The sequence below is a fragment of the Arthrobacter sp. R1-13 genome (genome assembly GCF_054161475.1).
Genome location: NZ_CP096420.1, coordinates 2,243,059 through 2,257,760 on the forward strand (window position 1 = coordinate 2,243,059; position 14,702 = coordinate 2,257,760).

The window sequence follows — 14,702 nt, forward strand, 5'->3', positions numbered from 1 at the left end:
TGCAGGACGGCGGTGCGGTACCTATCCCAGCATGATCCTGCGGGCGGTATCCGTGCGCTTGGAGGCGTTGGCAATCCGCACGTCTGCAGCCAGGATGGAGAGCCCTGAGGTGCCTGCGAGTACCGGGTTGAACTCCACGAGGGCAACCTCCGGATGATTGTCCTTCAGCATCGTCAAGCGAACGGCCAGGTCTTCCAATGCCGCAACATCCACGGCGGGAAGTCCCTGGTATCCGAAGAGTTTCGGGGCTGCCCGCGGGGCACGAATGAACTCGCGGACGTCCGACGCCGACAGCGGAGGCACCCGGTGGGCCCAGTCATCCAGGAGGTTGACGGCGTCGCCCGCGAGGCCAAACGAAATGACCGGTCCCAGCAATGCATCCTCGATGGCGCGGAACGTGCACGCCTGGCCCACCGGCGCCATGGACTGCACCTCCAGGGTTGTGGAGCCATACAGGTCCAGCACCCGCTGCATCTCCTGGATATTCCGGCGGAGCGAGTCGGCGTTCTGGATGTCCAGCCGGACGCCGCCAAGATCCAGCCTGTGCCGAAGGGTGGGATCCGTTGTTTTCAGGGCCACCGGCCAGCCCAGCCTCCCGGCGGCTTCCACCGCCTCATCCAGGGTGGAGAATTCTTCTGAAAGGACTACCCTGATGCCGTAATGCCCCAGCAGTTGCGCCGCAGTGGACTGATCCAACTGGACAAGCTGCTCCCCGCGGACGCCGTGGAGTAACCCGTCCAGTACTGCGCGGGCAGCCTCAGGATCGCAGCCTGCCGGCTCCACGAAAAGCCCCTGATCGCGGTTTACCCAATGCACATAGCGAACTACGGCAGCCAAGGCCGCCACGCCCGCCTCGGGGTTGGAAAAGCACGGTAAGGGAAGGCTGGCCGGCTGTTCGGCTGCCACCATCCCTTCCACGTAAACCGAGGGATCCAGGATGCCCGTGAACGCGGCGATGACAGGCTTGCCGGCCGCAGCTGAGCACTCTGCCAGCACCTCCGCTAGGTTCTCCACCGTCAGTCCCCGGGCGGGCAGCAACGCCACCAGCACCGAATGAACGGACTCTGCAGCCAGCGATTCGGCCAGCGTCCGACGCAGGGCAGGAAGGGCAATAGACATCCCTGAGTCCAGGTCCACGTCCGTTACGGTGTGCTCCACGGTGAGCCCATGGGCCGTCGCGCTGTCCGCCACCACCTTCCCCAGAGCCTGGGAGTTGCTGACCACTGCCATGGCCGGTCCTGCCGGGAGCGGCTGGCGGGAAACAACCTGGGCAACGTCCATCAGCTGTTCGATCGTTTCCACCGGAATCACTCCGGCCTGCCGCATCATCGCGTCCAGCGCGCCGGCGGGTGCCTGGGTGGTCCGGACCGCGTGGCCAGGCGGCAGTTGCAGGCCCATCGAACCTGACTTGGCCACGATGACCGGCTTGGTCAGCGCCAGGCGCCGGGCGAGACGCGAAAACTTGCGCGGGTTACCGATCGACTCCAGATAGAGGCCCACGGCGGCGGTATCGGCGTCGTCCTCCCAGAACTGCATCATGTCGTTACCGGATACATCCGCCCGGTTGCCTGCAGAGAGGAAGGTCGAAATTCCCAGCCGCCGGCGGCTGGAGGCCGCGTAGAGAGAGACTCCGATAGCGGCGGACTGGCTGAACAGACCCAGCCCTCCCCGCAGGGGCAGGCTTGGCGCCATTGAAGCGTTGAGGGACACAGCCGGGTTGGTGTTCACGATCCCCAGGGAGGCGGGACCGATAACCCGCATGCCGTTGGCCCTGGCCTGCCGCACCAGTTCGCGTTGCCTGGCCAGCCCTGCTTCGCCAGCCTCGGCGTAGCCGGCGGTGGCCACGACCAGCCCCTTGACGCCTGCAGCGGCGCATTCGTCGACCACCTTGGGGACCTCGTCCTGCGGGACGGCCACAATGGCCAGCCGCACGGCGTCGGAGACCTCGGACAGGCTGCCAAAAGAAAGCATGCCGGCCAGCTCAAGTGCCTCGGGGTTGATGGCATAAACGGGTCCGGTGAACCCGCCTTCGATGATGTGTTCGAGGAGCTGATAGCCGATAGAGCCCCATTTACGGCTTGCGCCGATAACTGCAACGGAAGACGGCGCGAGCAGTTCCTGGATACTTCTTGCCTCGGCACGGTGCTCGCGGGATTCCATGACTGCCCGGGATTTATCAGTGGGGTCGATGTTGAATTCGAGGCTGACCACGCCGTCGTCGAAATGACGCTTTACGTCATAGCCGGCGTCGGAGAAGACCATCAGCATTTTCCGGTTCTCCGGCAGGACCTCGGCACTGAACCTGCGGATTCCCTTTTCCCGAGCGGCTGCGGCGAGGTGCTCGAGCAGGATTGAACCGATGCCCCGCCCCTGGTGGGCGTCGGCGATATTGAAGGCCACTTCCGCTTCCACCGGATCATCAAGCCGGTCGTACCGGCCGATTCCTATTATTTCGCCGCCAATCGTGATAACCAGCGCAACCCTGTCCTGGTAGTCGACTTCGGTGAAGCGTTTGAGCTCCTTGGCGCTCAGGCGGGATTTGAACGCGAAGAAACGCATGTAGATTGAATTCTGCGACTGCCCGGTATGGAAGGTCTGCACGGCGTCCGCGTCAGAGGGATGAATAGGGCGCAGATGAGCTGTCCCACCATCCCTGAGGACGACATCGGCTTCCCAATATTCCGGATATTCGCCGTCCCCGGGCTGATCCACCATAGGCTTAGCCTAGCCAAAAACTCCCGCGGCGCACCGCCGCTGCTTGATCAGTAGTTTTATACAGGTACTAACCCGCAAGATACAGAGGAACCTCCAGCCCCATGGCCCGCCGCCAAACTCCCGCCGCAGCCGCATTAGCGCAGGACTACACCGAGAACATTGTTGACATTGACGTCACTTCCGAAATGGAAGGCTCATTCCTTGAGTACGCCTACTCGGTGATCTATTCGCGCGCCCTTCCTGATGCCAGGGACGGCCTGAAGCCTGTTCAGCGGCGGATTCTGTTCATGATGAGCGAGATGGGCCTCCGTCCTGACCGTGGCCATGTGAAGAGCGCGCGCGTCGTTGGTGAAGTGATGGGCAAGCTCCATCCCCATGGCGATACTGCCATTTATGACGCCATGGTCCGTATGGCACAGGACTTTTCCCTGCGGCTTCCGCTCATTGACGGCCACGGCAACTTCGGATCGCTCGACGATGGCCCTGCGGCTCCGCGGTACACCGAGGCCCGCCTTGCGGCCGCCGCACTGACTTTGACCGACCACCTCGACGAAGACGTGGTCAACTTCATCCCCAACTACGACAACCAGCTGACCCAGCCCGAGGTCCTGCCTGCGGCGTTCCCGAATCTCCTGGTCAACGGTGCCACCGGTATCGCCGTCGGCATGGCCACCAACATGGCTCCGCACAACCTCGTGGAAATCATCACCGCGGCCCGTCACCTCATAGCCAACCCGGACGCCACCCTCGCTGACATCATGAAGTTCGTCCCCGGACCCGATCTGCCCACCGGCGGACGGATCGTCGGCCTGGACGGGATCCGGGATGCCTACGCCACCGGGCGCGGCTCGTTCAAGACCAGGGCCAGAGTTGAGGTCGAGCAGCTTTCAGCCCGACGCACCGGCCTCGTGGTTACGGAACTGCCGTACATGGTGGGTCCGGAAAAAGTAATCGAAAAGATCAAGGATGCCGTCAACAGCAAGAAACTGACGGGCATCAGTGACGTTGTGGACCTGACCGACCGGAAGCACGGGCTGCGGCTGGTCATCGAGCTCAAGAACGGCTTTAACCCCAACGCCGTACTGCAGCAGCTCTACCGCTACTCACCGATGGAAGACTCCTTCGGCATCAACAACGTGACCCTGGTGGACGGTCAGCCGCAAACCCTTGGTCTCCTCCAGCTTCTGTCGGTGTATGTTGATCACCGCATCAGCGTGGTCAGACGGCGCACCGCCTTCAGGCTCGGGAAGAAGAAGGACCGGCTGCACCTGGTCGAAGGCCTGCTGATTGCCATCGTTGACATCGACGAGGTCATCCAGATCATCCGTTCCTCGGATGAAGCGTCAGCGGCCCGTGAGCGCCTCATGTCGATTTATGACCTCTCCGAAATCCAGGCGAATTACATCCTGGAACTGAGGCTCCGGCAACTCACTAAATACTCCCGCATCGAACTCGAAAAAGAGCAGGATCAGCTCCGGCGTGAGATTGAGGAGCTCGAGGCGATCCTGGCTTCGGACGAGCGGCTCCGGGACCTCGTGTCCAGTGAGCTGGCGGAGATCGCGGAGAAGTACGGAACCCCCCGGCGGACGGTGCTGCTGGAATCGGAAGCCGTCTCCCCCACCGTTGCCGCAGCCCTTTCCGCCGGTCCGGGGGCCAAAGGCAAAGCCGTTCCGCTGGCCTTGGAAATCGCCGACGACCCCTGCTGGGCGATCCTGACAGCCTCAGGCCAGATCGCCAGGACGTCCAACCGGGACGAACTCGCAGAGACAGGACCCCGCACCAAGCACGACGTCTTCCGTTCCGTCGTGAAAACCTCTGCCCGGGGTGAGGTGGCAGCAGTTACCTCGTTGGGAAGGATGTTGCGTGTCCAGGTGATGGATATGCCGGTGCTCCCTCCGACTTCAGGCCTTCCCAACCTCGCAGGCGGGGTGCCTGCAAAGGACTTCATCACCTTGCTGAAGGGCGAGTCGCTGGTGGCGTTCGCTCCCTTGGATGAAGTGCTGGCCATTGGCACGGCGCTTGGAGTGGTCAAACGTGTCCAGCCCGATTACCCGCTGAACCGCGAGGATTGGGAAGTCATCACTTTAAAGGACAAGGACACCGTGGTTGGGGTGGAGTCCGCCGCCGACGACGATCATCTCGTCTTTGTGACGCGCCAGGCGCAGCTGCTTCGGTTCACCGCTGGTGCTGTCCGTCCGCAGGGCAGGACGGCAGGCGGCATGGCCGGGATCAAGCTGGCCGACGGCGACGAAGTCCTGCACTTCGGCACCGTTCGTCCGGACGACGATGACGCCGTCGTCGTGACCATTGCAGGCACCAACGGTGCCCTTCCCGGCACAGCGCCGGGAACGGCGAAAGTCACAGCGCTGACTGAATATCCGGTGAAGGGGCGTGCCACAGCAGGCGTCCGCGCGCACCGCTTCCTCAAGGGGGAAGACGTCCTGCTGCTTGGGTGGGCAGGACACGGTCCCGCCAGGGCATCATCTCTGGCCGGAGTGGCACGGTCCCTTCCCCAGGAGCATGGCCGGCGGGACGGTTCAGGTATTCCGTTGTCGCAAGCGATCGACGCGATCGGCCCAAGCATGACGTGGTCCGACACCGCCGAGGCTGCTTCCTGAGCCCAACACCTTCCGGGCCCTAGACTACTGGCATGCCTATCATCCCCGATGAAAAAGACTGGACCTGGGTGCTGTCCCGGCCCTGCCCCGAGTGCGGATTCGATGCTTCGACGGTGACTCCTTCCACCGTTCCGGGGACAGTGACCAACATGCTCCCGCGGTGGCGGGCAGCCTTACGGCGCCCGGACGTGGCAGAGCGGCCCGACGACGCCACCTGGTCTGTTCTTGAGTACGCCTCCCATGTGCGGGACGTCTTCAGCCTCTTTGATCGCAGGCTCAACCAGATGCTGACGGAGGACAACGCCCGCTTCGAGAACTGGGACCAGGACAAGACAGCCATCGAGAAGGATTACGCCAACGCAGATCCTGCTGTGGTCAGCTCGGAGCTGACAGCCGAGGGGCACCAGGTGGCTGAGTCCTTTGCCGGCGTGCGCCAGGACCAATGGGGCCGGAGGGGCATCCGCAGCAACGGTTCGGAGTTCACGGTGCTGACCTTGGCGCAGTATTTCCTCCATGACGTCGTGCATCACCTCCACGATGTGGATGGATGAGTCGTGGATGGGTGAGTCGTGAACGGGGTGAGCTGTGGATGGATGGGCTTTGGACTGGTTGTCGGATTGAACTCAGCAATCGTTGACCGGCCACGGCGGTAATCCTAGACTCGGGGCAACGCCGCGGCCAAAGTTTTGCTCAGCGACGTCACCTCAATGTCCGTTTGAGGGTTCATCCATTCGTGCGAAAGCAGAAATCGATGACAACACTTCACCACGGTGACCACGAATCCACAGTCGATGATGCACTTCAGCAGTTGCGTCGCCGGCTCTCCGGGTCGCTGATCGAGCCGCCGGATCCGCAGTACGAGGATGCGCGTCGCGTGTGGAACGGAATGGTCGATCTCCGTCCCCGTGCCATCGCCCGGGCCGGAGCAGCGGCAGACATCGACGCAGTGCTTGACGCCGTCCGGCAATCCGGCCTGCCCCTCGCCGTCCGGGGCGGCGGGCACAACGTCGCAGGCCACGGCACGGTCGATGGTGGCCTCGTGCTGGACCTGGGTCAACTACGCGACGTGACGGTGGATCCGGACCAACAGCTCGTGACTGTCGAACCCGGTGCGACCCTCGCTGATGTGGACGCGGCGACAACTCTGCATGATTTGGCAGTTCCTCTCGGTGTGATCAGCGCCACCGGGATAGCAGGACTGACCTTGGGCGGGGGTGTCGGCTGGCTGACGCGCTCCTATGGACTGACCCTGGATAACCTGCAATCGGCCGACGTCGTCACCGCCGAAGGGGAGCACGTTCGCGCCAGCAGGGAGGAGAACCCTGACTTGTTCTGGGGACTGCAAGGCGGCGGCGGGAACTTTGGTGTTGTCTCCTCCTTCACCTTCCGGGCCCACCGGCTTCCTGATTCGCTGCTGGGCGGGAATCTCTTCTATCGTCCCCCGCACTGGGAGAAAGCCCTGGCCGCCTTCAGTTCGTGGACGCGCGGTCTGCCCGAGGAAATGAACCCGATCATCTCTTTTCTGGTACTTCCACCGGAGTTCGGGATGGGCGACGAACCATGGATGATCATCGGATTTGCCTGGCTTGGCGAGACCCACCAGACCGGGCTTGATTTGGTGGAGCAACTCGCAGTGGAGGCGCCGCCGGATGAGCAGGAGGTGGGGCCGGTCCGGTGGGTCGAATGGCAGAGCGCAATGGATACCGTCTTTCCCAAAGGCTCACGGGGATACTGGAAGAACGTGTCCTTCTCACGGCTGGACGAGGAAGTGATAAAGGTCCTGGTGGGATTCGCCTCCGAGGTGACCTGGCATGGGACCGGGATCGACATCCATCACATGGAAGGCGCCTTTGGCCGTGTGCCGGAGGACGCTACTGCTTTCCCGACCCGGTCACCCCGCTACTGGCTCAACGTCTACGGATTTTGGCGCGATCCGGAAGAGGATGAACGGCTTACCGCGTTCGCCCGAAAGGCCCATGCACTCATGCGCCCCTTTGCCGAGCACGGTGAATACGTCAACTTCCTCGGAGCCGAACTCCACGCCGGAGAGGATGACGCAGCACGCCAGGCCTACGGGCAGGATAAGTATCAGCGGCTCATGGGCATCAAGGACCGCTATGACCCACAGAACATCTTCCGCCTCAACCACAACATCAGCCCAGGGCGTGGGTCCTGAGGCGTGGACGGCCTGGCACCCGCCGTCCACGCCCGGCACTGCTAACCGGTTACAGTCAGCCTGGCAGGCTCCGTAACCGCCTTGCCATGGGCATTCCGGAACACCGCGCGAATCAGGAGTCCGTCCTGCCGAGCGGTCACGGGCGTAAGATCCAGGCTTGAGACGTACGTACCCTCGTCAGTTCGTTTGGTGCCGGCTTTCCCTCCCGCCGCTTTCCATGTAACACCGTTGTCCGACGACGCTTCCCAGACTGCAACGGGTCCCGGCACACCGGTCGCCGTCGCTTTGAAGACGGCAGGCTTGCCGGAATGTGCCGTGACGGGCCGCGGCTGCTTGGTAATCGCAGGAACGCCGACTGTCTGGTTGAATTCGGGCCAACCATCCACCCAGGCAATTTTTTGGATCCCCAAGGTGGGGAAATACGGAATGTCCTCGTTGGATGCGTCGTAGTAATGGAAGGCCAGGTAGTCACCGAAGACGGACTGACCGCCAGGACCGGTCACTGCACCGTGGCTGTCCAATACCACTGAGCCACCGCCACCGAACATGTCTTTGCCATCCTTGTCCAGATAGGGACCGGTGACGGACTTTGACCTTCCCACGGCCACCTTGTAAGTGGAATCGGCTCCCCGGCAGCAGAAGCCGAAGGAAACGAAGAGATAGAAATACTCACCGTGTTTGGTGATGTAGGGCGCCTCAATGGGGTTGCCGGCCATGAAGCGGTCCGCAATATTGACCGTCTTCGACTCCCAGTTCTCCACCGGCTTGCCGCTGGGCCACTCGATCGGGACCAGGAAAATGCCGTACCAAAAGGATCCGATCGCCATGTACGGCGTACCGTCAGCATCTTCGACGATCCCGGCGTCGATGGCGTTGAAGGTCTTGTTCGGGTTATTGGGATCAAGCCCGGTCACTGGGGATGCCACCACCAATCCCCTGTCCACCCATTCGTAATCCGGGTCGGCTGGGTCCAGGGTGGTGTTGGTTGCCAGTGCCGTCAGGGACTTGTTGCCGCCAAAGCGCGAGGCCGAGTAGTACAGATAGTACGTTCCGTCGTTTTCTACGATCTCCGGAGCCCAGAGGTTGTCCGGGAGCTGGCCGTCTGCGAAGTGCTCATCAATCCATGTTGGAATCCGGTCCCAGACAAAGCCCGCGCGCTGCCAGGTAGTGCCGGCGTCGTGCGAGGACCAAATCTGGATGGTCCCGCCGTTTTCACGATTCAAGAGTCCTGTGGAGTACACGTACCAGGTGCCATCATTATCGATGATCAGCGCCGGGTCATGTATGGGCGAGGTCTCCCCCACGACGGATTTGCCGCCCGGCAAGTCCTCCTGGACGGATTGCCGCTCAGTGGCACGGTTTTTTAGTGCGCTGGTCGGTTGGTAGGACGACGGGCTTGCCTTCGCTGGCTTCACGGCTTCGGGCGGCAGCGCCGAGGCCGTCAGGGAGAGGCTGAGCAGAGCTGTCAGGCCGACCAGCCCCGCACCCCAAAGACGTAACAGACGTGACTTCACCATCACGTGTTCCTTCCGAAAGTTGGCTTGAGGGGTAGGTTCCGCGACGCAGGATGCACTGGACGGCAGAAGAATTGCAACGTTGTAACGACGAATATGGCACGCAGGTTTCGAGGAGTCAAGGGTTTTACAGCAGCCGCACATGGCGCAAGTGGCGCCGTGACATCAAAAGAAGTTAGCGTGAACAATTCCTCAAGCGACAGTCTTGACGCAGGGGCAAGGAGCGTGTGATATTTCTTACAACGTTGCAAATCATCCGGGCCCGGATGCCGGTCTGCCTCGACGCCGACCGCTGGCCCTCATCGTAATACCAACCGGAAGGACTACGTGATGAAGAAGTCACGTCCCATGGCCGCAACCCTGGCATTCGTTGCCGCGGCCGGTCTTATGCTCGGCGGTTGCTCCGCCCCCACCGGCGCAGAAGCCGGCGAAAAGAAGCTGACCTTTATGTTCCGAGGCGGAGAGGACGAAAAAAAGGCGTACGAACAGGCTGTCTCCCAATTCGAAAAGGACAACGGCGTCGACGTCGACATTATTGTTACCACCGCTGATCAGTACGCCACCAAGCTGAAGGCCGCCATCGCCGGCAAGCAGGTTCCAGATGTGTTCTACATCGGTCCTGGCGATGTACAGGCGTACGTGCAGAACGGGATTGTCAAAGACATCACCGAATATGTAGAGAAGTCAGACACCATTGACCTGGACAACATTTGGGAATACGGCGTAGACAGCTACCGCTTCGACGGCAAACTGACAGGCCAGGGAGCCATCTACGCCCTGCCAAAGGATGTCGGACCGTTTTCCTTTGGCTACAACAGGACAATGTTCGAAAAAGCCGGGATTCCGCTGCCGGACAAGGATAAGCCCTACACCTTTGACCAGTTCGTCGACATCTCCAAAAAGCTCACGGCCGACACAAATGGTGACGGCAGCCTGGATCAGTGGGGCACCGGCCTGAACGTCCAGTGGAATCTCCAGCCCTTCGTATGGTCCAATGGCGGCGACTGGCTGAATGAGGACCGGACCAAAGTCACGGTGGACACCCCTGAATTCTCCGAGACCCTGCAGTGGTTCGCTGACCTCCAGAACGTCCATGGCGTAACTCCTTCCGTGGCAGAGGCACAGACCCTTGACACCTACCAGCGATGGATGAAGGGCGAAATCGGGTTCTTCCCCATCGCGCCGTGGGACCTGTCGACCTACCAGAAGCTTGGCTTTGACTGGGACGTCATCCCCTACCCTGCCGGCAAGACAGGCAAACCCGCGACTTGGACGGGAACCCTGGGGATCGCAGTATCGGAAAATACCCAGCATCCCGAGGAAGCCGTGAAGCTTGTTGAATTCCTGACAGCAAACAAAGAGGCACAGGAATCGCTGGTAAAGGCCGGCATCCAGATCCCCAACCTGAAGGATATGGCCGAGACCTGGGCCGCCGACACCACCACCAAACCGGCCAACAAGGCTGAGTTCCTGGAGATCGTCAAGGACTACGGACGGGCACTTCCGGGTGGAAACACTTACAACGCAGAGTGGTACGACGAACTGTTCACCAACATCCAGCCTGTGCTGGACGGCAAACAATCGGCCAAGGACTACCTGAAGGAAGCACAGCCCAGGATGCAGCAGTTCCTTGATGCCGCAAACCAGCAGGCTGGTATCGGCTGACCTCACCCACGGTCCCCAAGACCGGTGCCGCGGCTGCATCCGAGCGCAGCCGCGGCACCCCTTCCGTACCCCTCATCACCGCCAAATCAAAGAGGATCCGCCGATGTCCATGACCATGCGCCGCTCAAGGCTCCACCGGAAGGAACACCTGGCCGCCCTGCTCTTCGTGGCTATCCCGGTGATCGGGTTCCTGTTGTTTACACTTTTTCCGCTGCTGTTCTCCGTATACGCGTCGTTCACCAATTGGAACGGCATTTCGAGTCCCAAGTTCAAGGGCGTCGACAACTACGTCAAAATGTTCGAGGACCGGTACTTCCTGAAGTCCTTGTGGAACACGTTTTACATGATGATCGGCATTCCCGTGGGCCTGGTCATCTCCCTCGCCCTTGCCTTGGCCCTGAACCGCAAGATGCGCGGCACAACTTTCTTCCGGACTGTGTACTACCTGCCGGTCATCTCCTCCATCGCGGCAGTAGCCATCCTTTGGCAGTGGGCCTTCAACGGAGACTTTGGACTGATCAATCAAGGCCTGTCCCTGGTCGGCATCGACGGGCCGAACTGGCTTCAGGACACTTCCACCGTCAAGCCTGCCCTCATCATCATGGCCGTCTGGAAGGGCCTGGGCTACTCAATGCTGCTGTACCTGGCAGCTTTGCAGTCTGTCCCCCGCTACCTCTACGAAGCCGCATCCCTGGACGGAGCCAGCCCGTGGCAGCAGTTCCGCCACATCACCATCCCGATGGTCCGGCCGGTCACATTCTTCCTGATTGTTACGAGCATCATCGGAGGCAGCCAGATCTTCGTTGAAATCAACATCATGACCCCTACGGGCGGCCCGGAATTCGAGTCCGCCTCCATCGTCTGGTACATCTGGCAAAAAGCCTTTGACAACCTGCAGATGGGTTACGCCTCCGCCATGTCCGTGGTTCTGGGGCTCCTGGTGTTCATCATCACTTTCATCCAGTTCCGGCTCAACCGCCGCAACCAGTTCTCGATCGATTGAGGCAGGCAGCCATGTCGACACAGCGCGTCATCACCCCAGCGCCCCTGAAACCGGTCCACAGAATCCCCGAGGGGTCCGGCAAGGGCAGCAGCGACGGTAGCCCAACCGCCGTCGTGCCCCAACGCAGCAAACGCAGGACCAACCCCGGGAACATCCTGGTTGGAATCATCCTGTCCCTTGGAGCCGTCATTATGATTGCTCCGCTCGCCTGGACCTTCTCCACCTCGCTCAAGACCCGCGAGGGCGTCTTCGAGCTCCCGCCCCAGTGGATCCCGGATCCTTTCGTGTGGGAAAACTACGCCAGAATCTGGACGGCCGGGCCGTTGCTGAGCGGCATCCAGAACAGCCTGATAGTGGCATGTTCCGTGACGATTGTCGGGTCCCTGACCTCTGCCCTTGCTGCCTTTGCCTTCGCGAAACTGCGGATGCCCTTCAAAAACGCCATCTTCCTTGGGCTGCTGGCCGGGCTGATGATTCCGTTTCCCACCCTGATGATTCCCCAATTCACCATTTTCGCGAGCATCGGCTGGGTGGACACGCTGCTTCCCTTGATCGTGCCGGGTTTGTTTGGAAACATCGTCATGATCTTTTTCCTCCGTCAGTTCCTCAACAGCGTGCCGGACTCTATCGTGGAGGCGGCCAGAATCGACGGCGCTTCCTACTTGCAGATTTTCTGGACACTGATCCTGCCGGCTGTGAGGCCTGCCCTTGCGGCACAGTTCATTCTTTGGTTTATGGCCATGTGGAATGACTATCTGGCGCCGATCATCTACCTCAATTCACCAGGCACACAAACCCTGCAGCTGGTCATTGCCAACTTCAACGCCCAGTACGCCATCCAGACGGACTATCCCCTCATCATGGCTGCTTCCTTCGTGGCGCTCCTGCCGGTCCTGATCGTCTTTGTCGTCTTCCAGCGGCAGATCATTGAATCCATCGCGCTGACGGGAGCCAAAGGGTGAGCGCCGGCGTCATCCCCCAGAGGCTGCAGCCAATGCGCCCGGAACCCACCGGAGTGCCCGCAACGTGGGGTGGCCGGCACGCCCATGACCCAACTGTGGTCCAGTCAGATGACGGAACCTTCTACATGTACTCCACCGATGCTGTCGCGAATTCGGCATCGGTTCCCGCGGGGGTGCACATCCGGACATCGAGGGACCTTTTTACCTGGAGTTATGCCGGAACAGCGCTCGACGGCGTTCCGGGTCCGGCTTTTGACTGGACGGGAGCACAGGGATTGTGGGCTCCCGAAGTTGTCCGCTGGCATGAGGGCAGGTGGCATATGTACTACTCGGCTTCCACCTTCGGATCGAACACGTCGGCCATAGGCCTGGCCGTTTCACCTGACCCTTCGGGGCCGTGGGAGGACCTTGGCCTTGTAGTGGCTACCCGGAGCGGGGAGCACACACAGAACGCCATTGACGCCGCAGTGACCTTCGACGCAGACGGGGCAGCCTGGCTCACTTACGGATCGTTCTTTTCCGGCATCTATACCTTGCCGCTCGACAGGTCCACAGGCAGGCCAATCAGAGATGGTGACCTCGGCTCGCTCATTGCGTGCCGCCAGCTTTCGGTTGAAGGTGCCATCGAAGGCGCCTACATCATGTACCGTCCGGAAGAGGATAAGTATGTCCTGTTCGCTTCCTATGATTCCCTCTTCGCCACCTACAACGTGCGGATTGCCGTCGCCGGCTCGATTACCGGGCCCTATCGGGACTTCAATGGCGCTGCCATGACGGATCTTGAGCAAGAACCGGGTTCCATAGGCACCAAGGTGCTGGGAAGCTACCGTTTCGACGGCGACACCGGTTGGCTCGCACCTGGCCACAATTCTGTTTTCACCCGCCCGGGGCAAGCAGGTGACGAGCACTTCATGGTGCATCATGTCCGCTTTGCCGATGACCCGTCCCAGCACACGGTACAGCTCCGACGGCTGTTTTTTACGGAAACAGGCTGGCCCGTTGTATCACCCCAGCCCTTCGCCGGGGAGGCGGAGGAGGTGATCAAGACACCCCAGGTGATTTCCGGCAAGTGGCGGGTCATCCGCCTGGATCCGTCATCCACGGAGCTGGTGAACGCTGTGGCCGCGGAACTGGAGGCCGATGCCGCAGTGCCGTCGGATGGGTCGCCGTCCAACGTGATGGTCCGTGTCAGCGTTGAGATCGACGGCGTCGAACTCGATGGCGTTGATGTGGACTCTGTGGTGTTTGCCTCCTGGGACTGGTCAAAGGGTCAAGCGGCGCTCTCCTTCAGTGGGATCGACAAGGACGGCGTCGCCTGGTCCGGGACCAAGGAGTCGTAACCATGAACGAGGAAGCCTTGGGTTGGGCTGGCCGGCTGATGAGTTGGCTAGACTTTGCCGTGAATTTGGTCCTGATCAACCTGCTGTTTGTGGCAGGAGTCCTGGCGGGGGGTGTTGTTCCCGGGCTCTTCCCTTCGGCCGTGGCCGCGTCCACCATGCTCGCCCGGCTGCGGACGGGAACCCTGGGTGAGCACCCCGTCAGGGATTTCATCACGGCCTATCGCTCCCAGTTTCTTCACGCCAACAAGGTGGGCAGCATCTTCTGGGTTGCAGCCGCCGTTCTTGTGCTGAACGGACTGTCCCTGGTGAGCCCCGCTTCGCTCCATTCCCCAGCATTGGACCCAACCGCACCGACAACAGGGTCCTCCCCGGTCCTGGCAGTGTTGCTGGTCCTCTCAGTGGTTGCAGGGGCAGCCACGCTGGCCGCAGCCGGGACCGCCGTAGATGTCTGTACGCGCTACCGCGACACCGTGTTCAGGACGTGGCGCCTGGCGTTCATGCTTCCTTTGGCCTCTCCCCTGCTTGGCCTATCCCTGATAGCCAGCTACGTGGCAATGGCCGTTGTCTTCGCAGGCATAAACGTTCTGGTCCCGCTGATGGGCGCTTCACTCCCGCTTTTGCTCTCCGGGTGGCTCGTAGGACGGCATCTAAGCGCTCTGGAACCCTCCTACTAGCCGGATCTGCAATGCTGTGTGGCCCCGGATGCTCC

At 61.3% G+C, this 14,702-nt stretch carries 10 protein-coding genes; 8 read left to right on the forward strand and 2 right to left on the reverse strand.

Annotated elements, in window-relative coordinates; all coding sequences use genetic code 11:
* Positions 1-21 precede the first annotated feature (21 nt).
* On the reverse strand, positions 22-2,715 hold the full coding sequence (locus tag M1D88_RS10335; protein WP_458114405.1) for a bifunctional acetate--CoA ligase family protein/GNAT family N-acetyltransferase: 2,694 nt from the start codon (positions 2,713-2,715) through the stop codon (positions 22-24).
* A gap of 101 nt (positions 2,716-2,816) precedes the next feature.
* On the opposite strand from M1D88_RS10335, the gene M1D88_RS10340 reads away from it, so the two are divergent.
* From M1D88_RS10340 to M1D88_RS10350, 3 genes are all read left to right on the forward strand, one after another.
* Positions 2,817-5,333, forward strand: coding sequence for a DNA gyrase/topoisomerase IV subunit A (locus M1D88_RS10340; protein ID WP_458114406.1), 2,517 nt, complete (start codon positions 2,817-2,819; stop codon positions 5,331-5,333).
* A 32-nt stretch (positions 5,334-5,365) separates the two neighbouring features.
* Positions 5,366-5,884 carry a DinB family protein gene (locus M1D88_RS10345; protein WP_458114407.1) on the forward strand — a complete coding sequence of 173 codons (519 nt, stop codon included), beginning with the start codon at positions 5,366-5,368 and terminating at the stop codon, positions 5,882-5,884.
* A 200-nt stretch (positions 5,885-6,084) separates the two neighbouring features.
* Positions 6,085-7,509 carry an FAD-binding oxidoreductase gene (locus M1D88_RS10350; protein ID WP_458114408.1) on the forward strand — a complete coding sequence of 475 codons (1,425 nt, stop codon included), beginning with the start codon at positions 6,085-6,087 and terminating at the stop codon, positions 7,507-7,509.
* Positions 7,510-7,550: 41 nt separating this feature from the next.
* On the opposite strand, the gene M1D88_RS10355 is transcribed toward M1D88_RS10350, so the two are convergent.
* Complete coding sequence (locus M1D88_RS10355; protein ID WP_458114409.1) at positions 7,551-9,026, reverse strand: glycoside hydrolase family 43 protein; 1,476 nt, start codon at positions 9,024-9,026, stop codon at positions 7,551-7,553.
* 327 nt (positions 9,027-9,353) lie between these two features.
* Here M1D88_RS10355 and M1D88_RS10360 point away from each other — a divergent pair, with 327 nt between their 5' ends.
* From M1D88_RS10360 to M1D88_RS10380, 5 genes are all read left to right on the forward strand, one after another.
* Positions 9,354-10,688, forward strand: a complete 1,335-nt coding sequence (locus M1D88_RS10360) for an ABC transporter substrate-binding protein (RefSeq protein WP_458114410.1) — start codon at positions 9,354-9,356, stop codon at positions 10,686-10,688.
* Positions 10,689-10,791: 103 nt separating this feature from the next.
* Positions 10,792-11,691, forward strand: a complete 900-nt coding sequence (locus tag M1D88_RS10365; RefSeq protein ID WP_458110821.1) for a carbohydrate ABC transporter permease — start codon at positions 10,792-10,794, stop codon at positions 11,689-11,691.
* Positions 11,692-11,702: 11 nt separating this feature from the next.
* Positions 11,703-12,653 (forward strand): carbohydrate ABC transporter permease, encoded by a 951-nt coding sequence (locus M1D88_RS10370; protein WP_458110822.1) that lies wholly within the window; start codon positions 11,703-11,705, stop codon positions 12,651-12,653.
* A gap of 32 nt (positions 12,654-12,685) precedes the next feature.
* A complete protein-coding gene (locus M1D88_RS10375; protein WP_458110823.1) occupies positions 12,686-13,993 on the forward strand; it encodes a family 43 glycosylhydrolase in 1,308 nt (435 codons plus the stop codon).
* Between the two features lie 2 nt (positions 13,994-13,995).
* Positions 13,996-14,667: a DUF624 domain-containing protein gene (locus M1D88_RS10380; RefSeq protein WP_458110824.1), complete on the forward strand. Its 672-nt coding sequence runs from the start codon at positions 13,996-13,998 to the stop codon at positions 14,665-14,667.
* The last annotated feature ends 35 nt before the right edge of the window (positions 14,668-14,702 follow it).